This window comes from Streptomyces sp. NPDC006294, from assembly GCF_042870895.1.
GTDB lineage: Bacteria > Actinomycetota > Actinomycetes > Streptomycetales > Streptomycetaceae > Streptomyces.
The window spans coordinates 256095-280691 of record NZ_JBIAHV010000002.1; the positions used below are offsets into that span (position 1 = coordinate 256095).

At 72.0% G+C, this 24597-nt stretch carries 26 protein-coding genes and 2 pseudogenes; 10 read left to right on the plus strand and 18 right to left on the minus strand.

The annotated features are described in order from the left end of the window. Positions 1-14: 14 nt before the first annotated feature. The 14 genes and pseudogenes from ACFYOP_RS04105 to ACFYOP_RS04170 all read right to left on the minus strand — a co-directional run bounded on the left by ACFYOP_RS04105 (position 15) and on the right by ACFYOP_RS04170 (position 13608). The gene (locus ACFYOP_RS04105; protein WP_356890718.1) at positions 15-548 is read right to left on the minus strand and encodes a nuclear transport factor 2 family protein; all 534 of its coding nucleotides are present in this window, start codon (positions 546-548) and stop codon (positions 15-17) included. A gap of 23 nt (positions 549-571) precedes the next feature. After that, a complete protein-coding gene (locus ACFYOP_RS04110; protein WP_356890716.1) occupies positions 572-1144 on the minus strand; it encodes a hypothetical protein in 573 nt (190 codons plus the stop codon). Between the two features lies 1 nt (position 1145). Next, positions 1146-1643 carry a hypothetical protein gene (locus ACFYOP_RS04115; RefSeq protein ID WP_356890714.1) on the minus strand — a complete coding sequence of 166 codons (498 nt, stop codon included), beginning with the start codon at positions 1641-1643 and terminating at the stop codon, positions 1146-1148. Then, the gene (locus ACFYOP_RS04120) at positions 1640-2911 is read right to left on the minus strand and encodes an MlaD family protein (protein ID WP_356890712.1); all 1272 of its coding nucleotides are present in this window, start codon (positions 2909-2911) and stop codon (positions 1640-1642) included. Before ACFYOP_RS04120 ends, ACFYOP_RS04115 begins: the two co-directional genes overlap by 4 nt. Continuing rightward, complete coding sequence (locus ACFYOP_RS04125) at positions 2911-3972, minus strand: MCE family protein (RefSeq protein WP_356891187.1); 1062 nt, start codon at positions 3970-3972, stop codon at positions 2911-2913. The genes ACFYOP_RS04120 and ACFYOP_RS04125 overlap by 1 nt, the downstream gene beginning before the upstream one ends. A 62-nt stretch (positions 3973-4034) precedes the next feature. Then, the gene (locus ACFYOP_RS04130; RefSeq protein ID WP_356890710.1) at positions 4035-5144 is read right to left on the minus strand and encodes an MlaD family protein; all 1110 of its coding nucleotides are present in this window, start codon (positions 5142-5144) and stop codon (positions 4035-4037) included. Further along, a complete protein-coding gene (locus tag ACFYOP_RS04135; protein ID WP_356890708.1) occupies positions 5141-6184 on the minus strand; it encodes an MCE family protein in 1044 nt (347 codons plus the stop codon). Before ACFYOP_RS04135 ends, ACFYOP_RS04130 begins: the two co-directional genes overlap by 4 nt. Continuing rightward, positions 6181-7212 carry an MCE family protein gene (locus tag ACFYOP_RS04140; protein WP_356890706.1) on the minus strand — a complete coding sequence of 344 codons (1032 nt, stop codon included), beginning with the start codon at positions 7210-7212 and terminating at the stop codon, positions 6181-6183. Before ACFYOP_RS04140 ends, ACFYOP_RS04135 begins: the two co-directional genes overlap by 4 nt. Next, positions 7209-8447 (minus strand): MCE family protein, encoded by a 1239-nt coding sequence (locus tag ACFYOP_RS04145; RefSeq protein WP_356890704.1) that lies wholly within the window; start codon positions 8445-8447, stop codon positions 7209-7211. Before ACFYOP_RS04145 ends, ACFYOP_RS04140 begins: the two co-directional genes overlap by 4 nt. Next, positions 8444-9247, minus strand: coding sequence for an ABC transporter permease (locus tag ACFYOP_RS04150; RefSeq protein WP_356890702.1), 804 nt, complete (start codon positions 9245-9247; stop codon positions 8444-8446). Before ACFYOP_RS04150 ends, ACFYOP_RS04145 begins: the two co-directional genes overlap by 4 nt. Before the next feature lie 3 nt (positions 9248-9250). Further along, entirely contained in the window at positions 9251-10084 is an 834-nt protein-coding gene (locus tag ACFYOP_RS04155) for an ABC transporter permease (RefSeq protein ID WP_356891185.1), read from the minus strand. Between the two features lie 450 nt (positions 10085-10534). Beyond that, positions 10535-11026, minus strand: a pseudogene (locus ACFYOP_RS04160) (ABC transporter ATP-binding protein); the annotation flags it as partial. A gap of 257 nt (positions 11027-11283) precedes the next feature. After that, positions 11284-12810, minus strand: a complete 1527-nt coding sequence (locus tag ACFYOP_RS04165) for a DUF6801 domain-containing protein (RefSeq protein WP_356890700.1) — start codon at positions 12808-12810, stop codon at positions 11284-11286. A 213-nt stretch (positions 12811-13023) separates the two neighbouring features. After that, positions 13024-13608: a hypothetical protein gene (locus ACFYOP_RS04170; protein ID WP_356890698.1), complete on the minus strand. Its 585-nt coding sequence runs from the start codon at positions 13606-13608 to the stop codon at positions 13024-13026. 576 nt (positions 13609-14184) lie between these two features. Here ACFYOP_RS04170 and ACFYOP_RS04175 point away from each other — a divergent pair. Further along, positions 14185-15558 (plus strand): helix-turn-helix domain-containing protein, encoded by a 1374-nt coding sequence (locus tag ACFYOP_RS04175; protein WP_356890696.1) that lies wholly within the window; start codon positions 14185-14187, stop codon positions 15556-15558. 401 nt (positions 15559-15959) lie between these two features. Next, entirely contained in the window at positions 15960-16217 is a 258-nt protein-coding gene (locus tag ACFYOP_RS04180) for a hypothetical protein (protein WP_356890694.1), read from the plus strand. A gap of 19 nt (positions 16218-16236) precedes the next feature. Here ACFYOP_RS04180 and ACFYOP_RS04185 read toward each other — a convergent pair whose 3' ends face one another. Both ACFYOP_RS04185 and ACFYOP_RS04190 read right to left on the minus strand, forming a co-directional pair. Then, positions 16237-16629: a hypothetical protein gene (locus ACFYOP_RS04185; RefSeq protein WP_356890692.1), complete on the minus strand. Its 393-nt coding sequence runs from the start codon at positions 16627-16629 to the stop codon at positions 16237-16239. Between the two features lie 121 nt (positions 16630-16750). After that, positions 16751-17185, minus strand: a complete 435-nt coding sequence (locus tag ACFYOP_RS04190; protein ID WP_356890690.1) for a YchJ family metal-binding protein — start codon at positions 17183-17185, stop codon at positions 16751-16753. A gap of 233 nt (positions 17186-17418) precedes the next feature. Here ACFYOP_RS04190 and ACFYOP_RS04195 point away from each other — a divergent pair, with 233 nt between their 5' ends. From ACFYOP_RS04195 to ACFYOP_RS04220, 6 genes are all read left to right on the plus strand, one after another. Then, positions 17419-17844, plus strand: coding sequence for a hypothetical protein (locus ACFYOP_RS04195; protein WP_388450807.1), 426 nt, complete (start codon positions 17419-17421; stop codon positions 17842-17844). 9 nt (positions 17845-17853) lie between these two features. After that, positions 17854-19200: a 6-phospho-beta-glucosidase gene (locus ACFYOP_RS04200; RefSeq protein WP_356890688.1), complete on the plus strand. Its 1347-nt coding sequence runs from the start codon at positions 17854-17856 to the stop codon at positions 19198-19200. A gap of 111 nt (positions 19201-19311) precedes the next feature. After that, a complete protein-coding gene (locus ACFYOP_RS04205; RefSeq protein WP_356890686.1) occupies positions 19312-20367 on the plus strand; it encodes an NAD-dependent epimerase/dehydratase family protein in 1056 nt (351 codons plus the stop codon). Then, entirely contained in the window at positions 20361-21047 is a 687-nt protein-coding gene (locus ACFYOP_RS04210; protein WP_356890684.1) for a glycosyltransferase family 2 protein, read from the plus strand. Before ACFYOP_RS04205 ends, ACFYOP_RS04210 begins: the two co-directional genes overlap by 7 nt. Then, positions 21044-21670 carry a DUF2064 domain-containing protein gene (locus tag ACFYOP_RS04215; RefSeq protein ID WP_356890682.1) on the plus strand — a complete coding sequence of 209 codons (627 nt, stop codon included), beginning with the start codon at positions 21044-21046 and terminating at the stop codon, positions 21668-21670. The genes ACFYOP_RS04210 and ACFYOP_RS04215 overlap by 4 nt, the downstream gene beginning before the upstream one ends. Next, entirely contained in the window at positions 21667-22317 is a 651-nt protein-coding gene (locus ACFYOP_RS04220; protein WP_356890680.1) for a methyltransferase domain-containing protein, read from the plus strand. Before ACFYOP_RS04215 ends, ACFYOP_RS04220 begins: the two co-directional genes overlap by 4 nt. A 305-nt stretch (positions 22318-22622) precedes the next feature. On the opposite strand, the gene ACFYOP_RS04225 is transcribed toward ACFYOP_RS04220, so the two are convergent. Further along, entirely contained in the window at positions 22623-23033 is a 411-nt protein-coding gene (locus tag ACFYOP_RS04225; RefSeq protein WP_356890678.1) for a RidA family protein, read from the minus strand. A gap of 77 nt (positions 23034-23110) precedes the next feature. Between ACFYOP_RS04225 and ACFYOP_RS04230 the strand changes: the two genes are divergently transcribed. Next, the gene (locus ACFYOP_RS04230) at positions 23111-23485 is read left to right on the plus strand and encodes a helix-turn-helix domain-containing protein (RefSeq protein WP_356890676.1); all 375 of its coding nucleotides are present in this window, start codon (positions 23111-23113) and stop codon (positions 23483-23485) included. Positions 23486-23539: 54 nt separating this feature from the next. Beyond that, a pseudogene (locus ACFYOP_RS04235) lies at positions 23540-23640 on the plus strand (helix-turn-helix domain-containing protein); the annotation flags it as partial. Between the two features lie 95 nt (positions 23641-23735). Here ACFYOP_RS04235 and ACFYOP_RS04240 read toward each other — a convergent pair. Then, the gene (locus tag ACFYOP_RS04240) at positions 23736-24479 is read right to left on the minus strand and encodes a CPBP family intramembrane glutamic endopeptidase (RefSeq protein WP_356890674.1); all 744 of its coding nucleotides are present in this window, start codon (positions 24477-24479) and stop codon (positions 23736-23738) included. Between the last annotated feature and the right edge of the window lie 118 nt (positions 24480-24597).

Consider the following 24597-nt stretch of genomic DNA (forward strand, 5'->3'; position numbering starts at 1 on the left):
AGTCCTCTCGGTGGTTACTCGGCGGCGGTGTTGCCGACGGGCGCCTGGCCGAGGGCGCTGAGCTTCCAGCCCTCCGGCGTACGGGTCAGTTCGCCGAGCATCCGGCTCTCCTTGCGGGCCGGTTCGCCCTTGGGCGCGGCCACCGTGATCCGCAGGGCGACCATCACGCTCGCCCGGCCGGCCCGGTCGTCCAGTTCGGTGACGGCCGCGGACAGCACCTTGGCGCTGGTGACCGTCCTGGACTGCTGGATCTGCTTCTCGAACTGGCGGCGTCCGTCCACGAGTTGCCGGTGCAGGTCACCGGTGGCGGAGTCCTCCCAGGTGTCGAGTCCTCCCTTGAGGTCGCGGTGGTCGAGGGTGTTCATGTTCTGCACCGCCTGACGGCCGGCGGCCAGCACCTCGTCGCGATTCTGCGCGAAGGCCAGGGAGTCGTCGTTCGAGGCCCCGTACCAGGACCAGCCTCCCCACGCCGCGAGGCCGGCCGCCAGGACCGTCAGCGCGAGAGCTGCGGCGACCAGCGGGTTTCTCGTCGTACGCGTGCGTGGCATGTGCCCTCTTCCTCCCTGTCGGTTCAGCGGGATGCGATGTCGACGATCCGCCAGCGCCCGTCGGCGAGTTCGGCCGTGACGGAGAGCTGCGCGGCGGCGGTGGCGGGCGCGGCGCCCTGCCGCTGCGAGACCTGGTCGAGAAAGACCAGGAGCCGTGCGCTCCGACCCGTCAGCCGGGTCACTCCGGCCCGTACGACGTGGGTGGTGAGCGTCAGCTTCTGCTCGGCCGCGTGTTTCTCGACCTGGCCGAACAGCTCCGCGTACTGCCGGGCCGCCCTGCCCGCGAGCAGTTCGCGCGCCGACTCGCGGGTGGCTGCGGTGTCGCCGGGCCGGTACGAGAAGACCTCGGTCAGCGCGTTGCTGACGTCGCCGGTCACCCGGGCGGTGGCCGCCGTGTCGGTGAGCGCCCGGTTGTCGGCCGCGGGTGCGCCCGTCATCTGGCCGGCCCGCACCAGGAGCAGCGCCCCGCCGAGGACGAGCGCCAGGACTACGGCGACGACCACGGAGGTGTGCCGTCGCCGCGCACACGGGGCGGGGCCGTCGTCGGGCGGTGGCTTGTCCCGCAGGTCCGCCTCGGCTTCCTCCTCGACGCGCATGTCACACCTCTCCGACCGGGACTGCCGCCAGCGACTGGACCTTCCAGCCGTCGGCGGTGCGGGCAAGCGTCGCCTCCAGCCGCTTTCGCTGCGTGTCGGGCGCGGCGCCGCCGGTCTGTTGCGCGGAGGCAGCGGTGACCTCGACGGTGGCGATCAGCTCGGCGGTGCCCGTCCGGTCGTCGAGCGCGGTCAGTGCCGCGTCGGTGACCTCCGCCCGCGCCGTCGGGCCGCTCTTCGTCTTCGTTCTCTTCAGCTCCTCGCGCAGCGGCCCGGTGGCGGCGTCCAGCCATTTCCGCAGGCCCGCCTCCGGCTGTTCCGCGTCGAAGCCGGTGAGGGCCGCGACGCGCTCCTTGCCCTCGGCGAGCGCCGTGTCGCGCGAGGCGGCGTAGGCGAGGGACTCGTCGCCCTCGGCCTGTGCGTACGTCCAGCCGCCGAACGCGCAGAACACCACGGCCGCCGCGACGGCGGCCCGGGCAGCCGCCGCCCTGCCGCGGGTCATGGCGCGACCTCCAGGCCCAGCAGCCCGCCCATGCCGGGCGCGGGGCCGGTCACGGCCGGCAGCCCGAGCGCCCCCGGCAGCAGGCCGGCCGCGTCACCCTTGCCTCCCGAACCCGCGCCCGTTCCGGGCAGGGAGCCCGGCCGTACGGGGTCGGGCACCGGGCCGCCGGTGGGGGCGTTGGCGCTGCCGCGGACGTTCTTGCCGCTGCTCGGCGGTGAGGTGCACCGGGCCTTGGTGTTGGTGGCGGCGGGTGAGGTGTCGAGGCCGTTGCGGTAGCCGGTGTCCCCGTATCCGTCGGTGCAGGGCAGCGGCTTGAAGAAGGTGACCGACAGGCCGAACCTCGCCCCCTTGTCGCTGACGGCGGTCGAGCCGGCGGCGGCGACGGCGGGGAGTTTGACGAGCAGTTCCTCGATGCCGTGCTGCCGGGTGACGGCGACCTGCGAGGTGGTGAGCAGGTTGGCGACGACGACTCCGAAGGCCGGGTCGACGTCGCGCAGCAGGCCGCTGAGCTGTCCCGCGGCGTCCGGGGCGGCCGCGATGAGGGCGCGCAGGTCGGTGTCGGAGCTCTTGAGCCGGTCGGCGAGTTCCCGCGCGCCGCCGGCGAAGTCCTTGAGCGCCTGGCCGTGTTCGATCTGGGTGCGCAGTACGGTCTCCCCCTCGATCAGCAGCCGGGTGTTGACGGGCAGCGCCTCGTCGGCGGCGCGGACGAAGTCGCCGCCGTTGTCGAGGAGCACTTGGAGGTCGTCGCCGCGGCCGTTCAGCGCCGTGCCGAATTCGTCGACGACCGTGCGCAGGGACTCCAGGTCCACGGAGGAGGCGAGAGTGTCGACGCTGGTGAGCATGTCGGTCACGGGGGCGGGGACACGGGTGTCCGCCCGGGCGATGACCGCGCCGTCCTCGAGGTAGGGGCCGTCGCCGCTCGCCGGGCGCAGGTCGATGTACTGCTCGCCGACGGCGGAGAGGCTGGCGACGACGGCTTCGAGGTCGGCCGGGATGCGGGGCGCGTCGTCGTCGATGCGCAGCTCCGCCTCGACGCCGTCGTCCGTGAGCTCGATGTCACCGACCCGGCCGACGGAAACGCCCCGGTAGGTGACGTTCGAGTGCGTGAAGAGGCCGCCGGTCTGGGTGAGTTGGACCCGGACGCGGTAGTGGTCGCGCATACCGACCAGGTGGCCGAGGTCTGCGTAGCGGACGCCGACGAAGCCGAGGACGAGGACGGCGATGACGAGGAACGCGATGTTCTTGAGGCGGATGGCGGGCATGAGCATCAGGGGGTCCCTCCGCCCGCGCCGGTGACCGAGGGCAGCGGCAGGGGCGCGCCGCCGCCTGCCCGCGTGGCGGCGGGCTCGTCGTCGTCGGGGACGAACTCGGGGATGATCGTGGTGCCGGGTACGGCCGTGACGTCGAGGTACACGTTGAGGTAGTCGCCCTTCACGCCGCGCAGCACCTCGTCGGTGAACGGGTAGGTGAGCAGGACCTGGAGCGAGTCCGGCAGGTCCTGGCCGGAGTCGGCGAGTGCTTCGAGGGTGGGGGCCAGTGCCTTCAGGCTCGCGATCGTGTCGGCCTTCGCCCTGTCGATGGTGTCGACGGCGACGGCGGACAGGGTGCCCAGTGCGCGGAGCATGGTGAGCAGCGAACCGCGCTGTTCCTCCAGCACTCTGAGGCCGGGGCTGAGGCCGGTGAGGACGGTGCCGACCTGTTGTTTGCGGGTGGCGAGGGTGGCGGCGAGCCGGTTGACGCCGTCGAGGGCGGCGGTGATGTCCTCCTTGTTGGCGTCGAGGCTGCTGACGAGCTTGTCGATCTGCTTCAGCATGGAGCGGATCTTCGGTTCGCGGCCGCTCATCGCCTTGTTGAGTTCGCCTGCGATGGTTCTGATCTGCTGGACGCCGCCGCCGTTGAGCAGGAGTGAGAGCGCGCCGAAGACCTCTTCGACCTCGGGGTTGCGGTTGGTGCGGCTCATCGGGATGGCGGCGCCGTCGGCGAGGGTGCCTTCCGCGGCGGCGGCTTTCGGCGGTGGGGCGAGCTGGATGTACTTCTCGCCGAGGAGGCTGGACTGTTCGAGGTGGGCGTACGCGTTGGCGGGCAGTTTGACGTCCCCGTTGACGCGCATGGTGACCTTGGCCGTCCAGTCGTCCCGGTCGAGGGTGATCTCGGTGACGCGGCCGACGGCGACGTCGTTGACCTTGACCGACGACTGCGGGACGAGGCTGAGCACGTCGGCGAAGTCGGCGGTGATCTCGTACGGGCGATCGCCGAGGTCCGCGCCGCCGGGCAGCGGCAGTTGTTCGAGACCGGAGAAGGCGGGCGTCGAGCAGCCGCCGGCGGTCATGCCGAGGGCGAGGGTCAGGGCCAGGGCGGCGGGGGTTCGGCGCCGACCGGTTCGGGTGCCTCTCAACGGGAGTCCCCCTTCCGCTTCTCGGGGGTTCCGTAGACCGTGCCGACCGGTGGCAGCGGCAGGGCGGGCAGGGCCCGTCGCCGGGAGCCGTCGACCGGGACGAGCCCGGCGAGGGACGCGGCGTCGGGCGGGACGGTGATCTCGGGGCCGTAGCTGAGTTCGTTGATGTCGGCCCGGCCGTTGAGGGTGCGGTTCACCGGGTCGTAGGCGTTCAGGGCGTTGCCTGCGGCCAGCGGCGCGGTGTCCATGGCCTCGGCGAGCGAGGCCCGTTGGTCGACGAGGGTGCGGGTGAGCGGGACGAGCGCGTCGACGTTCTTCTTGAGGCTGCCGCGGTTCTCCTGGATGAAGCCCTTGACCTGCTTCAGCGCGGTGCCGAGTTCCTTGAGGGCGGTGCCCAGGTTCTCCTTGTCCTCGGCCAGGAAGCCGGTGACGGAGGCGAGTTGTCTCTCCGCCTTGGCGACGTTTCCGTCGTTCTTCTTCAGCATGGCGGTGAAGGACTGGAGGTGGGACAGCGTGGCGAACAGGTCTCCGCTGCTGCCGTCGAGGGTCCTGGCGGCCTTGCCGAACTGCTCGATCGAGTCGCCGATCGCCTTGCCGTTGCCCTTCAGGTTGGCCGCGCCGGTGTCGAGGAGGCCGGCGAGCGCGCCGTCGGCGTTGGCGCCGTCGGGGCCGAGTGCGGTGCCGAGTTCGGTGATCGACGCGTAGAGCTGGTCGACCTCCAGCGGCATGGCGTTCTTCGCGGCGGGCAGGACCGCGCCGTCGCGGATGCGTTCGCCGCCGGTGTAGGCGGGGGCGAGCTGGATGTAGCGGTCGGCGACGACGCTGGGGGCCACGACGACGGCGTGCGCGTCGGCGGGGACCTCGATGTCCTCGTCGAGCAGCAGGGTGACCTTCACCTGGTCGCCCTCGGGCCGTACGGTCTCCACGGTGCCGGCCTTCACGCCGAGGACGCGCAGGTCGGAGCCTTCGTAGACGCCGGTGGCGCGGTCGAAGTACGCGGTGATCCGGGTCGATGAGGACTCCTGGAGCGCCATCGCCCCGGAGGTTCCGACGGCCGCGACGACGGCGAGGCCGGCGCCGATCCCGGTGATGCGTCTGAGGTTCACGATCCACCGCCCTTCTCGGTCGGCTTCGGCGGCATGCAGCCGGTGGCCGGCGGGGTGCCGACGGGGAGGTAGTCCTTGGGGACGAGTCCGCAGACGTAGGTGTCGAACCAGCGTCCGTTGCCGAGGGTGTTGCCGACGAGGCGGTAGTACGGCCCGGCGAGGGCGAGGGTCCGGTCCAGCTTCGTGCGGTTCTTCAGCAGGACGGCGGTGACCTTGCCGAGCGCGTCGAGGGTGGGTTTCAGCTGCCGTTGGTTGTCCTCGACGAGGCCGGAGAGCTGGGTGCCGAGGCTGGTGGTGCCGGTGAGCAGGGCGTGGATGGCGTCCCGCCGGGCCTGGATCTCGCCGAGCAGCAGATTGCCGTCCTCGAGCAGCGTCTCGAAGCTGCTCTTCTTGCCGTCGAGGGTCCGGGTGAGCTGTCTGCTGCCCTTGAGGAGTTCGGCGAGCTGCGCGTCGCGTTTCGACACGGACTTCGACAGGGCGGCGAGTCCCGTCGCGGCGCTGCGGACGTTCGGGGGCGAGTCCTTGAAGGTGTCGTTGATCGCGTCGAAGCTCTCGGCGAGCTTGGCGGTGTCGATCTTCCCGATGGTCTCGCCGAGTCCGTTGAGGGCCTGGGTGACGTCGAACGGTGAGGTGGTGCGGCTGGTGGGGATCGGCTCGGCGGGATCCTGGGCGCGGGTGCCGAGCGGGTCGACGGCGAGGAACTTCTCCCCGAGGAGCGTCTTGATGGCGATGGCCGCGGTGCTGGAGTCGCCGATCCAGGCGTCCTCGACCTTGAAGGACACTCTGACCTCGGCCCCGGCGAGGGCGACGGCGGTGACTTCGCCGACCTTGACACCGGCGATGCGGACCTCGTCGCCCTCGTCGAGTCCTGCCGCCTCGGTGAAGTCGGCGGTGTAGCCGGTGCCTCCGCCGACGAACGGCAGGGCGTCCGCCCGATAGGCGGCGATGCCGAGCAGCGCCAGGACGATCAGGCCCACGAGGGCGACGGCGACGGGGTTGCGTTCCTGTACGGGCTTGATCCGGAAGCGGGCGGTCCTCATCCGCGGCACCTCGATTCCGTGATGCCGATGCCGGTGGGCGACGGGCTGCCGTCGGAGGTGGTGACGCCGGTGACCCGCGCCTCGCAGAGGTAGAGGTTGAGCCACGATCCGTAGGAGGCGAGACGGGTGACGGCCTGCATCTTGGCGGGCGTCTTCGCCAGGAAGTTCTCGATCTGCGGTGCCCCCTTGTCCAGTTGCCGGGACAGCCGGCCGAGTTCGGCGATGTCCTTCTTGAGCGGCTCCCGGCCGTCTTTCAGCAGTCCGGCGGTGACGGTGGTCAGGTCTCCCATGGCGGCGACGGCCTCCCCGAGCGGTCGGCGGTCGCCGGAGAATCCGCTGACGAGTTTCTGGAGGGTGACCACCAGTTCGTCGAAGCCCGCCTCCCGGTCGTTGACGGTCTTGAGGACGGTGTTGAGGTTCTTGACGACCTCGCCGATCACCTGGTCCTTGGCGGCGACGGTGCCGGTCAGTGATCCGACGTGCTTCAGGAGGCTGTCGACGGTGCCGCCCTCGCCCTGGAGGACCTGGACGATGGAGCCGGCGAGGTCGTTGATCTCGCCCGGCGACAGGCCCTCGAACAGCGGCTGGAAGCCGTTGAACAGCTGGGTGAGGTCGAGGGCGGGGGTGGTGCGTTCCAGCGGGATGGTGGCGCCGGGCGGGAAGCTGCGGCCGACCGGTCCTGGCCCCTGGTCGAGGTCGATGTAGCGCTGGCCGACCATGTTGAGGTACTTGACCGAGGCGGTCACCGACGCGGGCAGCGCCCGGCCCTCGCGGACGCTGAAGCCGACCTCCGCGACACGCCGGTCCACCACCTTCACCGACTCGACCTGGCCGACCTTCACCCCGGCGATGCGGACGCTGTCACCGGCGACGAGCCCGGTCACGTCCGTGAAGCGCGCCTGGTACGGCGCGGTGTCGCCGACCGAGGTGTTGGCGATGGAGAACGCGAGGACGGTGGTGGCGAGAACCGTCACCACGATGAACGCGAGGGACTTGATCACAGGTCCCACGAGGCTGCGGCGCTTCATTTGAGCGTCACCTCCGCACCGCGGTAGACGGGGCCGGTCAGCACGCTGCTCCAGTCGGGCAGTTGCGTGGGGGTCTTCTTCAGCTCGGGGGCCATCAGCTCGTTGACGAGCCGGTTCTCCTGCGGCGAGTTGGGCAGGCCGAGGTTCTCGGCGGCGGCGGACGCCGCGGCGGGTGCGGGCCGGCCGGTGTAGGGGACGGCGTAGCAGTGCGGTCCGCCGCCGCTGCCGTAGGCCGGGGCGTCCCTGCCGGGCGCGTACGCGCCGAGGGACGGCACGCTGGTCACGTCCACGTGCAGGCCCGGCTCGTCGGTTCCCTTGCCGAGGGCCTTGTCCATGGCGGGCACGAATCCGGCGAGGGTGCGCAGGGTGCAGGGGAACGAGGACGAGTACCGGGCGAGGAGTTCGAGGGTGGGCCGGCCGTCGGCGGCCAGCCGGATCAGGTGGTTCCGGTTCTTGCGGAGGAAGGAGGTGAGGTCCTGCGCGGACTTGGTGGTGGCGCCGTAGAGGCCGGCGAGTTCCGCCTGCTGGTCGGCGATGGTGCCGCTGGTGGTGGTGAAGTCGGTGAGCGCCTTGAGGACGTCGGGCGCGGCGTCCGCGTAGAGGTGGCCGACCTCGACGAGGTGGGCGATGTCCCGGTTCAGCACCGGCAGTTGGGGGTTGAGCTTCCTCAGATGCGCGTCGAGGGTGACGAGGGTGTCGCCGAGCTGGTCGCCGCGGCCCTGGAGGGCCTGGGAGACGGCGGTGAGGGTCGCGGAGAGCTTCTCCGGCTTGACCGCGGTCAGCAGCGGCAGCACGTTGTCGAGGACCTGTTCCAGCTCGATGGCGTTCGACGAGCGGTCCTGGGTGATGGTGTCCCCGGCCCGCAGCGGGCGCGCGGACGGGTTGCGGGCGGGTGGTACGAGGGCGACGAAGCGCTCCCCGAACAGGGTCGTCGGCAGCATCTGCGCCGTGACGTCGGCCGGTACGCGCCCCAGTTCGTCGCGTCGCAGCGCGAGCGTGAGCCGGGCGCCCGCGCCGTCGGCGCTGATGCCGCGGACCTCGCCGATGACGACGCCGCGCAGCTTCACCTCCGCGCCCCGGTGCATCTCGTTGCCGGCCGCGCCGGTGAGGACGGTGACGGTGGCGTCGTCGGTGAACCTCTTGTCGTAGACGGCGACCGAGAGCCATACGAGCAGCACGGGCACGAGCAGGAAGGCCACGCCCGCGAGCCGTCTTCTTGCCGTTCGCGCGGTCATCCGGCCACCTTCACCGTCGTGGTCGCGCCCCAGATGGCGAGCGAGAGGAAGAAGTCGGTCAGGCTGATCAGCACGATGGCGTTGCGTACGGACCGGCCGACGGCCACGCCCACACCGGCGGGGCCGCCGCTCGCGCGGAAGCCGTAGTAGCAGTGCGCGAGGATCACCATCACGCTGAAGATCAGCACCTTGAGGATCGACAGCAGGACGTCGTCCGGGGAGAGGAAGAGATTGAAGTAGTGGTCGTAGGTGCCCGCGGACTGACCGTTGAACAGGACGGTGATCCAGCGGGAGGCGAGGTAGGAGCTGAGCAGTCCGATCGCGTACAGCGGGACGATCGCCACGACGCCGGCGATGATGCGGGTGGTGACCAGGTACGGCATGGAGCGCACGCCCATCGCCTCGAGGGCGTCGACCTCCTCGTTGATGCGCATCGCGCCGAGCTGGGCGGTGAAGCCGGCGCCGACGGTGGCGGAGAGGGCGAGTCCGGCGACGAGGGGCGCGATCTCGCGGGTGTTGAAGTACGCGGAGACGAAGCCGGTGAAGGCGGAGGTGCCGATCTGGTTGAGTGCCGCGTATCCCTGCAGGCCGACGACGGTGCCGGTGAACAGGGTCATGGCGATCATCACGCCGATGGTGCCGCCGACGACGCCGAGGCCGCCGCTGCCGAACGCGACCTCGGCGAGCAGGCGTTGGACCTCGCGCAGATAGCGGCGCAGGGTCTTCGGGATCCACAGCAGGGCCCGCAGATAGAAGGTGAGCTGGTCGCCGGAGCGGTCGAGCCGGCTGAGCAGGGCCATCGCTCAGCCCCCCTTCGCGGGGACGATCTGCAGATAGACCGCTGTGAGGACCATGTTCACGAAGAACAGCAGCATGAAGGTGATGACGACGGACTGGTTGACCGCGTCGCCCACCCCTTTGGGGCCGCCGCGCGGATTGAGGCCGCGGTAGGCGGCGACGATGCCCGCGATGAAGCCGAAGACCAGGGCCTTGAACTCGCTGATGTAGAGGTCGGGCAGCTGGGCGAGGGCGGAGAAGCTCGCGAGGTACGCGCCGGGGGTGCCGCCCTGCATGATGACGTTGAAGAAGTAGCCGCCGAGGGTGCCGACGACGGAGACCATGCCGTTGAGCAGCACGGCGACGAGCATGGTCGCCAGTACCCGGGGCACGACGAGGCGCTGGATCGGTGAGACGCCCATGACCTCCATGGCGTCGAGTTCCTCGCGGATCTTGCGGGAGCCGAGGTCGGCGCAGATCGCCGAGCCGCCGGCCCCGGCGATCAGCAGGGCCACGATCAGGGGGCTGGCCTGCTGGATGACGGCGAGGACGCTGGCGCCGCCGGTGAAGGACTGCGCGCCGAGCTGCTGGGTGAGCGAGCCGACCTGGAGGGCGATGACGGCGCCGAACGGGATGGAGACCAGCGCGGCGGGCAGGATGGTCACGCTCGCCACGAACCAGAACTGCTCGACGAACTCCCGCAGTTGGAACGGTCTGCGGAACATCGCCCGGCTCACGGCGGCGGCGAGGGCGAACAGCTTCCCGGTCTCGCGCAGCGGCGCGAGGAGCTTCGAGGGGGGGCTCGGTGCGGGCCGGTCCGTCGTGGGCGCGTCCTGGCCGGCCGGACTGTAGCTGCTCATGATGGCCGTACGGGCGGCCTCCGGCAGCTCGGACATCATGGCGAGGACGCGTTCCCTGCGGCGCAGGGCGCCTTGGCGGACGGGCATCCCGGGCGAGGGCTCGAGCTGTGGGACCACGGTCCGCGGGCCGGTGTCGTACGCGCCGCCGGCCCGCTGCTCGGCGGCGAGGGTGGCGGCGTCCTTCTCCTCCGACATTCCGATGGGGCCCTCGCGCCGGCCGCCGAGGAACTGGGCGACCACCGGCTCCTCGCTGGTCAGCAGCACCTCGCGGGGGCCGAAGGTGACGAGGTTGCGTCGGAAGAGCATCCCCATGTTGTCGGGGACGGTGGCCGCGATGTCGAGATTGTGAGTGACGATCAGCATCGTGGCGTCGATCTGCGCGTTGAGGTCGATCAGCAGCTGCGACAGATAGGCGGTGCGCACCGGGTCGAGGCCGGAGTCCGGTTCGTCGCAGAGGATGATCTGCGGGTCGAGCACCAGGGCGCGGGCGAGCCCGGCGCGTTTGCGCATGCCGCCGGAGATCTCGCCGGGGAGTTTGCCCTCGGCGCCGAGGAGACCGACGACCTCGATGCGCTCCATCACGATGCGCCGGATCTCCGACTCCTTCTTGCCGGTGTGTTCACGCAACGGGAAGGCGATGTTGTCGAAGAGCGTCATCGAGCCGAAGAGCGCGCCGTCCTGGAACATCAGGCCGAAGAGCTTGCGCGTCTCGTAGATGTCCCGTTCGGGGCTGTTGACCATGTCGACGCCGTCGATCATGACCCGTCCGTGCTCGGGCTTCAGCAGTCCGATGATCGATTTCAGGAACACGGTCTTGCCGGTTCCCGAGGGACCGAGCATGACGCTGACTTCTCCGGCCGGGAGGGTGAGCGTGACGTCCTGCCAGATGTTCTGTCTGCCGAAGGACTTGGTGAGTCCTTCGACGACTACCTCGATTCCCATTTCACCTCCCGATTCGTGTGACCGTGAGCAGCGGGCTGCGCACAGATGCCGAAAGTTGCGGAAGTGCACCGGGCGCCCGCACGTTACGTGCGGGTACGCGGCCGGGGCAATGGCTGTGACCAGCGGTTTCAGGTCGAACTGGCGGGTTTGTCACCCGGTGACAAAGCGGTGCGGAAACCTTGTCCTGCGATGCGTGTCCGGGCCGGTCGGCGCGCCCGGCGGGGGTGACCTCGCGGCCCGGGGGTGTGGCCGCGAGGTCACCGGGCGGGTGGCCGGGGGGTCTCCTGGCCGGGGAGGGGCGGGATGGTGGGCGGGCACTCGTTGTTCGGGCTGTTCGGGATGCACAGCGGCCCCTGCGTCATGGCGATCAGGTTGTCCGGTCCGGAGAGCGACGCGCTGAACAGCTGGTCGAAGTCCTCCCCGTTGCTGCCGCAGCCGGAGAACTCGGGGATGGTCACCGTCCCTCGCATCGGGCCGCCCTTGAAGACGCTCTCGTAGTCGGGGAACCTGCCGTGCAGGACCACCCGGTAGGGCCGGGCCGTGCGGCAGTCGGGGCCCACGTCCAGCGGTACGCCGTTGACCTTGACGTCGTAGACGCGCAGGGCCTGGTGGAAGCCGGCGGTGGCGAAGTTGACCTGGTTCGGCTTCGAACCGACGGCGCCGGTCGAGATGGTGAGCGGGCCGTTGGTGAACTCCACCCGGGCGGAGACCGGCTGGAACCCGAAGGCGAGGAAGGTGCTCGACGCGTCGGGCAGGACGATCTCGCCGTACGAGTCGACGCGGAAGTAGTAGCCGCCGGGGCGGCTGCCGGACCGTGACAGGGTGCGGGTGACGGCGAGTACGTTGATCGTCTCGGGGTCCGCGGCCGGGTCGTTGACGATCATCGCGCTGCCGAGCTTCTTCACGTTGGCGAGTCCGACGGCGAAGGCGCATCCGTGCCGGCCGGGGAGGTCGAAGGCCCGCGGCGGCTCGCCCGGCGGCGGCTGCGGTACGAAGCTCTCGTCGATCGGCCCGGGGGGCGGCTCGGAGGGGCACTCCGCGGCCGGCGCGCCGGTGGGCTGCGGCGGCTCGACGGCGAGACCCTCGCCCGCTCCCGGGTCGGCCTGCCCGTCCGGGGTCCCCGCTGTGCCCTCGGCGCCCGGGGAGGGGGTGCCGGTCGGTGCGGGCGACGTCTCGGCGGGGACCGGGACGGTGGCGAGGAGACCGTCCTGGCCTGCGGCGGGCCGGCACTCGACGGCGGGCAGCGGCATCGGCTCGGCGCCGTCGGCGGTGACCGGCAACAGCTCCAGCGAGAGCGCTCCGGCCGTGAAGGCGACGTCGCCCGCCGCGGTGACGGTGACCGAGGGGACGGGTCCGGTGTGTTCGAGCTCGAGTGCTCCGTCGTCGCCCAGGGGCGTCGCCGGTGCGGCGAGTCCGGTCCAGGCCGCCTCGGCGGCCTCGGTGTTCTGGCTCACCCGCGTGGTCATGCTCAGCGAGCCGGCGACCGTTCGCACCTCGGCCGGCAGGGCGCCGTCGAGCGCTTGGGCGGGGATCGCCACCCGTACGGTCGGCGCGCCCGGCTGGAGGGGGCGGCCGACCTCGCCGGCGTCCGGGAAGGAGCCGCCGACCTCGACCCGTACCGTGCGCGTGCCCTGCGTGAAGTCGCAGTCGTAGGCCAGGTCCACGCCGATGTCGCGGGCCTGGGCCGCGGACCCGGGGCCGACGAGCAGGGCGGCGACGAGTCCGGCGGTGGCGAGCACGGCGACGCGCGCCGGGCGGGAGCGAGTGCTGATGAGGCCTGTCATCGTCGGTGTCTCTCCAGCTCTGGTCGGTCCGGCGGCACGGTCTGCGGCAGCGCAGTCGGGGTGGCACGTCGGCGGCGGCACGGTCCACGGACCGGGGCGCCCCGGTCCGTGGCGGGCGGCACGGGTCTCCGTGCCGGTCGTGTGCCTGCTCCGGGTCCCGGAGGAACCCCGTGGCCGTGAGGGGCCGGCCACGGGGTCCCGCGTGCCGCCGGGTCAGGCCGGGTTGATCGTGTGGCCGCCGGAGACGTCGAACGTCGCCTCGAAGAGGGCCGGATCGTCGTCGTTGATGAGGCCGAGGCAGTCGGCGTTCGACGCGACGAGGGTTCCGCCGTCGATCACCAGCTGCTTGGTGTCGTTCTTGTAGCGGCCGGTGGCGGTGCCGGTGAAGTCGGCGGTGCAACCGCTGCCGCTGATGCCGGCGTCGACGCCGGTGATGGAGCCGTCGACGGCGTTCGGGACAGAGCTGACGCCGAGCGCGTTGAGGTCCCACGGCGTGTTGTTGCTGGTCACCTCGAACGGGATGCCGATGACCGAGCAGTCGTCGAAGGTGAGGGTCGCGATGTCTCCCACGTCGTTGGAGGAGCTGGACGCGACGGTGCCGGTGGCGGTGGCGGAGGCGCACTCCAGCACGGCGGCCGGCACGCTGAGGGTCGGGTACTCGGCGACGGCGGTGAAGGCGCCGCCCGGGCTGACCACCCAGCCGGCGGCGGAGGTGGCGGAGGCCTGGGTGACGGCGAGGCCGAGGGCCGCCACGGCCGACGTCCCGACCAACGCGGCATTTCTGATGAATCTACGCACGGGTGTGTTCCCTTCGGGGGATCTGCGTACCTGGGGATCACTCTTCGTCCGCACAGACCGAAGAGCGGTTTGCGGCTCGATCACGCGACGCGCACGGTGGGGCGCCACCCGCGGCCACCGGCCGCAGGAGGAGGAACACGGGTCGAATTCGCCGGCCACCCGCTCGCCCTGCTTTCGGACAGTGACGCTACGAGCGGGTAACCAGTCGCGCAATACGGGTTCGGCAGATTCCCGCAAAGCCCCTACCAGCGGGTATTTTCTTGTCTCCGGCGCAACATGCCGCCGCGGTTTCTTGTCCGGAAGTGAGCGCCGCTCCCCCGCCCGCACACGGGTGCACCGGATCCGCCACGGCGCCGTCACCACGCCCGGCGCCGCGCTCCCGTCCGCACGCGGCGCCCCGCGCGTCTCCCCGCCACCACCTCCTCCCCCGGCCAACCCCGTCGGCCCGCTGTGCAGTTGCGCTCCGCTGGACTATGTTCAGCACCCACCGAAGCCGTCATGCCTGTCGGTCCGTGGGAGCGCTTCCCGCCGCCCCGACCCCCCAACCGGACAACCGGAGACCGAGGGGAGAGAACCATGCCGAGAAAATCCACCCAGCCGTCGGACGCCGGCGAGCCGCTGGGTCCGTTGCCGCAGGAGTTCGCCGCGATCATCAGGCCCGAACTGCCCAGTCTCATCCAGGAGATCGGCATCGAGGTGACCCGCGCGTACCCGGAGTACGGGCGGCTGCTGAAGGGTCCGTACGGTCAGGCGATCCAGATCGGCGTCGAACAGAACATCTCCGTCTTCGTCGAGCAGGTCGCCTCACCGTCGGCCCCGTCACCGCTGCGCGACGAGATGCTGCGCCGCTTCGGCCGGTTCGAGGCGTACGAGGGCCGCAGCCTGGACTCCCTCCACGGCGCCTACCGGCTCGGCGCCCGGGTGGCGCTGCGCCGGGCCAAGCGGGTCGGCCGGCGGTACAACCTCTCCCCCACCCTGATGCTGAGCTTCGCCGACGCCCTCTTCGCCTACGTCGACGAGCTCGAAGCCCTCACCAGGGAGGGCTACTTGGAGGTGCAGACCAGGACCGTCGAGCAGGGGTCGGCCGCGCGCCGCAGGCTGCTGCATCTGATCATGGCCGGGCCGCCCGTGCCGCGCTCGACGGTCGCGGAACTGGCCGAACAGGCGGGCTGGGCGCTGCCCGAGCAGGTCACCCTGGTCGCCCTGCGCCCGTCGCCGGAATTGGCCGGAACGGATCTCGACAACGATGTCCTCGCCGAATTGGGCGGACCCCAGCCGCACTTACTCGTCCCGGGACCGGTCGACCTCCGGCGAAGACGCCTGCTGGAGAAGACGTTGACCGGCCACCGGGCCTGTGTGGGACTGACCGTACCGACCGCCGACGCCGCGGACTCGATCCGCTGGGCCCGCCGTCTGCTGGAGTTCGTCGACTCGGGCGTCGTGGACGACGCCCCGCTGACCTTCTGCTCCGACCACATGCTCACGCTGTGGCTGCTCTCCGATCCCGCCCTCCTCGACCAGCTCGCCGAGCGTGAACTCGCCCCGCTCGCCGGGCTGACGCCGACCCGGAGGAGCCGGCTGATCGAAACGCTGCGGATCTGGCTCGACACCCGTGGGACCGCCGCCCAGATGGGCGAGCTGCTCGATGTGCATCCGCAGACGGTCCGCTACCGGCTGCGCAGCCTGGAGTCCATCTTCGGCGACCGGCTCAGCGATCCCGACGGCCGGTTCGCCACCGAGGGCGTGCTGCGGGCCCTGCAGCTGCGGGAGCGGCGCGGGCGCCGGTGGGCCGATCCGGGCGCGGCCGGGTCTGCCCGGCCGGACGGCGCGGGCGGGACGGGTGGGTCGGCCGGGTCTGCCCGGCCGGACCGCGCGGGCGGGACGGGTGGGTCGGCCGGGTCGCCGCCGGGGGCCCGGTCCGGGCCTCGGTACCGGCCGCCCCAGTCGTAGCCGCCGCCGGTGCACCGGCGGCGGGTGTGTCCGGAGTCACTCCCGGACCACCGCCGGGGCCCGGTCCGAAGACGATCGAGCCTTCTGCCGTCCCGCCGACTTGACCTGCGGATACGGCCGCGGAAGGGGGCCCGGGGGCGGCCGTCGTCACCTTTGTGTCGCCGGACCACCGATTCGGGTGCTTCGGCGGCGTTCGCGTAAGGTATGTCGGCGGTGCTGCCGGAGACGGAGAGCCAGGCGGGGACGGGGTGTGCGCCTCCCGTTCGACACCGCCCTCGCCGACCGGCGCCACCGGTACGCGATCGACGGGTTGACGGGACCCCCGGCACTTACTCGCGGGCAACGCACTCCCGCGCAACGAGAGACACGGGGCGACCCGTAACGGTAGAGAAGGACTTCACGTGACCGCCTCCCCACTCGTCCCGGTGCCGATCCCCGACCGTGTCGCGGCCCTGATCGGATCCTGTATGCCGGTCCACATCCTCCAGGCGGAGATCGACGCGGAGTGCGCCGCACGTGAGGTGAGCCTGTTCCGCGGGCCGCTGTGCACCGAGGACCGGGTGGACCGGGAGCGGGCGCTGTCCGTGCTGGCACGGGCCAACAAGGTGCTGGCCGCCTACGACCCCCGGCTCACGGTCGGACCGCGCCGCGGTCGCTGACCCGGCCGCTCCACCCCGCTCACGCGCTGTCGAGGGCCTTCACGACCGGGTCCAGCTCCTCCGGCATGACGGCGATCAGCACGGTCTCGCCGTCGGCCTCGCACTCGATGATCCGGGATCGCGGGTTGAGCCCCATCGCCTCCCGCATCGACGGCGGCCGGAGGCCGGTGCGGCGCAGACCGGCGGGCAGGACGACCGTCCGCCCGCCCCAGGAGGCCTTCCAGGCCGGCGGCCCCGCGCCGACGAGCAGCCGGCCCGGCCGCCAGCGCGCCCCTCCGGGCCCGCCCTTGATCATGCACGCGATCCCGGCCTCGTCCTCCGGGGCCGGGGCGGACGACCGCTGCCGTTGCTTGCGGTGGACGAGCCAGCCGATCAGTGAGACGAGCGCCCCGAGCAGTACGAGTTCGACCATGACCGCATTCAAGCAGGTGGGACGGGTCTTCCCCGGCGGGCCTTTCCGGGCGGCGCGGTCACCCGGTGCGGCCTTTCCCGGGCGGCGCACCCGGTGCGGCGCGATCACCGGGTGCGGCCGGTCACTCGATGAACGTTCCGTCGACGTACACCCACGCGCCCTTCTGGCGCTCGAACTTGCTGCGCTCGTGCAGCTCGCCGCGCTTGCCGTGGTGGCGGTAGCGGGCGCGGAAGGTGACGGTCCCGGTGGTGTGGAAGGCGCTGCCCTCCGTCGCGTCGACGATCTCGAGGGACGTCCACTGCATCCCCGGGTCGAGTTGGAGGTGGCGGGGGCGGGTCGACGAGTGCCAGGTGCGCAGCAGGTACGCCGCGTCGTGGGCGGCGAAGGCGCTGTAGCGGGAACGCATCAGCAGTTCCGCGGTGGGCGGCGACTCCTCTCCCCGGTGGTACCGGCCGCAGCACTCGCCATAGGCGGCGGGCAGCCCGCAGGGGCAGGGCGAGTCGGCGGTGAGGTCGGGAGGGGTGGTGCCTCTGGTGCGCTTGGTTCGTCGGGACATGGCTTCATTTTCCAGCCAATGCGCGTGGCGGGCGTACCGGTGGCTTCCGAGTCGTGGGGGATCTCCGTACGCTCCGGCGCCTGATGTGGAAGTTACCGTCGGTAATTCGTAACTGAAACCAAGCGAACGTGCAGATGGTGGACAACATGGCGACCAGTTCTGACATGAGGATTCGGGTTCCAGCCTGGTGAAATAGGCCAGTGCCATGTTCCCGATAGTGAGCCAAGACACCCGTGCTCCAGCGGCAGTTCGGGCACCGCACCCGGCTCGCACTGCCGCCTGCCCAGGCGCTGAAGGCGGATGGCCAGGCGCAAGCGTCCCGCACGATGTGGAATCTCCTCCGCGCCTGGTGGCGGATGGTGCCGGAGGAAATGCGGACACTGGCGAACGCGGACGCCGCGATCCGCCAAGCCCGTCAGGACATCGACTTCCTGACCGTCCTGCCCGTCGGCAAACACGCCAACGCGGAGAACCGGATCACCGGAGCACGACTGATCAAGGACGCGCTGGGCTGGCACATCACCTTCCGTATCCAGACCCTGAGCCCGAGCCCGGTCCCCACCCGGGGCCGCACCGGACGACCACTACCCTCGCCCGCACGTACGGCACGATCGCGCTCGACCTCGGCTGACCGCCGCCGGGCCGCCCGCGCCGAGTAGCGTACGGGCATGAAGCTCACGATTCTCGGCGGCGGCGGCTTCCGCGTGCCTCTCGTGTACGGGGCGCTCCTCGGCGATCGCGCGGAGGGCCGGGTCACCCGCGTCGCCCTGCACGACGTGGACGCGGGTCGGCTCGACGCGGTGGCCCGGGTGCTGGCGGAGCAGGCGGCGGGGCGGCCCGACGCGCCGGAGGTCGTGGTGACCCGCGATCTCGACGAGGCCGTGCGGGGCGCCGACTTCGTCTTCTCGGCGATCCGGGTCGGCGGTCTCGAGGGCCGCGCGGCGGACGAGCGGGTCGCGCTCGCCGAGGGCGTCCTCGGGCAGGAGACGGTCGGCGCGGGCGGCGTCGCGTACGGGCTGCGCACGGTGCCGGTGGCCGTGGACATCGCCCGCCGGATCGCCGCGCTCGCGCCCGACGCGTGGGTCATCAACTTCACCAATCCGGCCGGTCTGGTCACCGAGGCGATGAGCCGGGTCCTCGGCGACCGGGTCATCGGCATCTGCGACTCGCCGGTGGGCCTCGGCCGCCGGGTGGCGAAGGTGCTCGGCGCCGATCCGGCGACCGCGTGGATCGACTACGTGGGGCTCAACCACCTGGGCTGGCTGCGCGGGCTGCGCGTCGGCGGACGCGACGAACTGCCGCGGCTGCTGGCGGACTCGAAGGCGCTGGACTCGTTCGAGGAGGGCCGGCTCTTCGGGCCGGACTGGCTGCGGTCGCTGGGCGCCGTACCCAACGAGTATCTGCACTACTACTACTTCAACCGCGAGACGGTCCGCGCCTATCAGGAGGCCGAGCAGACCCGGGGCGCGTTCCTGCGGGCCCAACAGGCCGGTTTCTACGCGGAGATGGAGCGGCCCGGCACCCCGCCGCTGGCGACCTGGCACCGCACGCTCGCCGAGCGCGAGGCCACCTACATGGCGGCCAACCGGGAGGCGGCCGGCGTCGGCGAGCGGGACGAGGAAGATCTGGAGTCCGGCGGGTACGAGAAGGTGGCGCTGGCCCTGATGCGTGCCGTCGCCCGCGACGAGCGCACCACGCTGATTCTCAATGTCCGCAACCGCTCCACCCTCTCCGTGCTCGACGCGGACGCCGTGATCGAGGTCCCGTGCCTCGTCGACGCGAACGGCGCGCATCCGGTGGCGGTCGACCCGCTGCCGCTGCACGCGGTCGGGCTCGTCACCGCGGTCAAGGCCGTCGAGCGCGAGGTGCTGGCGGCGGCCGAGAGCGGTTCCGGGACGCACGCGGTGACGGCCTTCGCGCTGCATCCGCTGGTCGACTCGGTGAGCGTCGCCCGCCGGCTGCTCGACGGCTACCGCGCCGAGCACCCGGGCCTCGCGTACCTGAACCGCCCGTAGGAACCGCCGGCAGGGTGGCTTCACCCGGGCGGAGCACCCACTCCTTACCGACCTGTGACGGCGCGGCGCGGAACGGCCGTTCGCGGCGCCTGCGGCCGTAGCGTCGCGGTCATGCGTGTACTCGTCACAGGTGGCGCGGGCTTCATCGGCTCGCAGATCGTCACGGCCCTCACCGCGCGCGGCCATGACCCGGTCGTGCTCGACGCCCTCCTTCCCGCCGCCCATCCCCTGCCTCCGCGACCGCCCGACGCCGCATGGGTCCACGCGGACGTGCGGGACCCGGCGGCGGTGGCACGTGCCCTGCGCGGCGTGGACGCCGTGTGCCACCAGGCCGCGATGGTGGGCCTGGGCACGGACTTCTCCGACGCGCCCGACTACGTCAGCTGCAACGACCACGGCACGGCCGTGCTGCTCGCGGCGATGGCCCGGGCACGGGTCACGGACCTGGTGCTCGCCGGGTCCATGGTGGTGTACGGGGAGGGCCGCTACGACTGTTCCGCGCACGGCCGGGTCCGGCCGGGCCCGCGGGCCGCGTCCGACCTCGAAGCGGGCCGCTTCGAGCCGCGGTGCCCCGAGTGCGGCGAGGAGCTGGCCCCCGGGCTCGTCGGCGAGGACGCCCCCGTCGACCCGCGGAACGTGTACGCCACGACGAAGCTGACGCAGGAGCATCTCGCGGCGGCCTGGGCCCGCTCGACCGGCGGGCGGGCCGTGGCGCTGCGCTACCACAACGTGTACGGGCCGGGGATGCCGCGCGACACCCCCTACGCGGGCGTCGCCTCCTTCTTCCGGTCCGCGCTGGCGCGCGGTGAGGCGCCCCGTGTCTTCGAAGACGGCGGCCAGCGGCGGGACTTCGTGCACGTACGGGACGTGGCGGAGGCGAACGCGATCGCGCTGGAAGCGGTCCACGGTCGCGAGCCGGGCGCACTGACCGCGTACAACACCGGCAGCGGGACCCCGCACACCGTGGGCGAGATGGCGGCCGCGCTGGCCGCCGCGCACGGCGGGCCCGCGCCGGTCGTGACCGGCGAGTTCCGGCTCGGCGACGTACGGCACATCACCGCGGACTCCGGGCGGCTGCGCGCCGAACTGGGCTGGAAGGCGCAGACCGGCTTCGCCGAGGGCATGGCCGAGTTCGCCGCGAGCGGGCTGCGGGGTGCGCCGTGCTGACCGCGGACGTCGTCCTGCCCTGTCTGGACGAGGCCGAGGCGCTGCCGTGGGTGCTGTCGCGCATCCCGGCCGGCTGGCGGGCGATCGTCGTCGACAACGGCTCGACGGACGGCTCCGCCGACATCGCCCGCGGGCTGGGGGCGCACGTCGTCCACGAGCCCCGGCGGGGTTTCGGTGCGGCGTGCCATGCCGGGCTGAGCGCGGCGGAGGCCGAGTACGTCTGCTTCTGCGACTGCGACGCGTCGCTCGACCCCGGGCTGCTGACCGGGTTCGTGGCCGACATCGCGGCCGGCGGCACGGACCTGGTGCTGGGGCGGCGGCGCCCGCAGAGACGGGGCGTGTGGCCGGCGCACGCCCGCGCCGGCAACGCGGCCCTCTCCCACCTGCTGCGCCGGCGCACCGGGCTGCGGCTGCACGACCTCGGCCCGCTGCGCGCGGCCCGCCGCGCCGACCTGCTGGCGCTCGGTCTGACCGACCGCCGCAGCGGCTATCCGCTCCAGATGGTCGTCCGCGCCAGCGACACCGGCCTGCGGGTCACCGAGGTCGACGTCCCGTATCTGCCCCGGTCGGGGAAGTCGAAGGTCACCGGCACCTGGCGGGGCACCTGGCAGGCCGTACGGGACATGAACGCGGTGCTCGCCGAACGGCCGCGGGCCCTGGCGGACGGCGGCGTGCGATGAGCGGAACGCTGCTGGTGATCGCCAAGGCGCCGGTGCCCGGGCGGGTCAAGACGCGGCTCACCCCCTTCCACACCCCCGAGGAGGCCGCCGCCCTCGCAGAGGCCGCGCTGCGCGACACCCTCGACGCGGCGCTCGCCACGCCCGCGCGGCGCCGGGTCCTCGTACTCGACGGCGAGCCCGGTCCATGGCTGCCGACCGGCATCGACGTAGTGCCGCAGTGCGCGGGTGGGCTGGACGAGCGGCTCGCGGACGCGTTCGGACTGTGCGAGGGGCCCGCGCTGCTCATCGGTATGGACACCCCTCAGGTGACGCCCGGACTTCTCGCCTCCGGGCTGGAGTTGGGCCCCGGCGAGGCCGTGTTCGGTCCGGCGGACGACGGCGGGTTCTGGGCGCTGGGGCTCGCGGAGCCGGACGGGCGACTGGTGCGCGGCGTGCCCATGTCGTCGCCGGACACGGGCGCGACGCAGCGGTCGCGGCTGGTCGGGGCCGGGCTCGCGGTGCGTGAACTGCCGCGGCTGCGGGACGTCGACACGCCGGACGACGCCCCGCGGGTCGCCGCCGTCGCGCCGGGCACCCGGTTCGCCGCGGCGCTGGCCGCCATGGCCCGGGCCGGGACGCGATGACGGCCGCGCCGCCCGCCTGGCAGGCCGACCCGTACACCGACGCCCTGCGCACCGGCCGCGGCCCGCTCTACCTGCGGCGGCCCGACGGCTGGCTGCTGCCGCTGGAGGTCGAACGCTGGTGCGCGGACCCGGACACCGCCGACGGCACGGTCCTCGCCCGCAGCCACGGCGCGGTCCTCGACATCGGCTGCGGTCCCGGCCGCCTGGTCGCCGCGCTGGCCGCGCGGGGCCGCACGGTGCTCGGGATCGACGTCAGCGCGGCGGCCGTCGCCCGCACGATACGCATCGGCGGCAGCGCGCTGCGCCGGTCCGTCTTCGACCCCCTGCCGAGGGAGGGCTCCTGGGACACGGCCCTCCTGATCGACGGCAACATCGGCATCGGCGGCGACCCGCGGGCCCTGCTGTCCCGCGTCGCCCGACTCGTCGCCCCCGGCGGGCTCCTCCTCGCCGAGACGGCACCCCTGGACGTCGACGAAAGCGTCCGCGTCCGCGTCTTCGACGGCATCGCGACGGAGGGCACGCCGTTCCCCTGGGCCCGGGTGGGCACGAAGGCGCTGCTGCGGCACGGTCGGAGTGCGGGATGGGCGCTGCGGGACGAGTGGGGGGTGGGGGCGCGGCGGTTCGTGGCGCTGGGGCGGGTGGGGTAGGGGAGGTCCCGCTGCGCGGGACGTTGTCCCCTACCCGCCCCTTCCCGCTGTACCGATGTGCGGCTCCGCCGCGTGGCGGGGCAGGACCCGGACCCCGTACCGCACACCGCTCGGTGGCCTCGAACTCCCCCTACGGCCTGGCGGCCGTGGGTGGGGGCACCTCCCACGCCGCCAGGCGTAGGGTACCCCCGGGCCGGGCTGGATTTCGCTCCGCGACATCAGCCTCGCCGGCGTTTGAGGCACGGGGCTCGGGGCGGAGCCCCGACGAGACCGGCCGCGCCCCCGGCCACCCCGTGGAGACGGGCTCAGTCGAGCAGCGCCGTCGCTTCGACCTCGACGAGGACATCCGGCTCGAAGAGGTACTCGACGCCGATCAGGGACGCCGGCGGAATCGGCAGCGGGAGTCCGATCTCGTCGGCGACGGACTCCACGCCGGCCATGAAGTCTCCGATCTTCTCCGGGCTCCAGCGGGTCACGTAGAACGTCAGGCGCAGGACGTCCGCGAACGACGCGCCCGCGCCCGCCAGCCCGACGGACGTGTTGCGCAGCGCCTCGGCGACCTGGCCGGCCAGATCCCCGGGGGCGACCGGAGTGCCGTCGGCCCGGCGCGCGACCTGCCCGCTGACGTGGACGTGCTTCGTCCCGGTACCCACGGCCACGTGGTGGTACGGGACCGGCTGCAGCATGCCTTCCGGCGTGAAGTGCTGAACAGTCATGGCTGTTTCCCCTCTGAACTAGGTATCGATAAGCTACCTAGTGGCAGAAGGACACTTCAACGAGACCAGGTTTCGCCATGGATACCGCCGACGAGCTCCGCATCTGCGCCCCGCACCGCGAACTGCTCGACCAGATCCTCGACAAGTGGTCGCTCAGCGTCCTCAACGAGCTGTGCGAACGCCCGTGCCGGTTCAACGAACTGCGTCGAGCCATCCCCCAGGTCACCCAGAAGTCACTGACCGCCACACTGCGGCGACTCGAGCGAAACGGCGTGGTCGAGCGCGAGGTCGTCTCCACCCGCCCGGTGGCGGTCAGGTATCGGATCACGCCACTCGGCAAGACCCTCCGGCCCCCCGTCGACGTGCTGCTGGCGTGGGCATCGGAGCACATGCCCGCCATCGCGCGCGCACGCGAAGCCTTCGACGCCCGGGAGGAAGAAGCCGGCCTCTGATCCGGGCGGGAGCCGTCGTCCCGCCACTCGGCTGCACCGGGTCGGTGGTGACCTGGCGGCGGGCCGAAGACGTTCCCTCTGCCCGAACGCCGCGAGATCAGGAAGATCGCCAAGTCCAAGCCGTCGAGCACGGCCTGCCGCTCTCGACATGGAGCCGACAGCAGGTGAGGTGGCCGCCGCTTCTTCAGAAGGGAGCGGCGGCCGGCTCACGTCAGCCGAAAGCCCCGCACCCAACTGCCGAAGGGCAAGCTCACACAGGATCCGGCCGCCGACCGGCCGTGAGCGACAGAGCACGCTCCCAGGTGCTCGTTCGTACGAGCACCGCGCCATAGCCAGTGAGCGCCAGCAGGCGCGCGACTTCCCACCATACCGGGAGCTCGCCAGGGCTGTTGGAGTTGATCCAGTTGCTCAGCGCGTGGAGCAGCGCCAGCGGCCAGATGGAGACGGTGTGCAGCCGCAGCGCGGCCAGCAGGAATCCAAAGACGGTCGCGTGCACCACCTGGAACGCGATGTAGTCGGGAGAACGTCCGAAGACAATACCCGACAGGACATGCCCGAGGCCGAAGAGCAGCCCGATCCAGAGGGTCAGCGACCAGGGGGACAGCGCGCGCAAGAGTTCCTGCATCACTCCGCGCGCGTACAACTCCTCGCTGATACCGACGGACAGCATCAGCAGCGCGCCGGCCGCCAGCGTCCCCGCTGATCCTTCGACACCCCGGGTCAGCTCCAGACAGATCACCAGGCAGGCGGGCGCCAGCAGCCAGGGGCGGCGTGGCCACAGCGTTGCCAGCCAGGGCGCCCGCCACCAGCGCAGTCGCGCCACCACGACCAAGGGAACGACGCAGGCGGACAGAGTGACCAGGACGGGTCCGGCGAAGCCGATCGACGGCAGGGTGAAGGCGACGGCGAACAGCACCAGATGCCATCCCACGCTGACCGCGACAGCGGCGGAGAAGGGAAAGCGGACCGGTGGTGCGATGCTTGACGAGTTCACGGGGGGTCAGTGTGCCAGTGGGGCACCCGTACACGGCAGGGCCCTACGCCGGGGAATCGCATGGATCTCCATTCCGCATCCCCGCCCCGTCACCCTGGTGACCGTGAAGAGGCCAGAC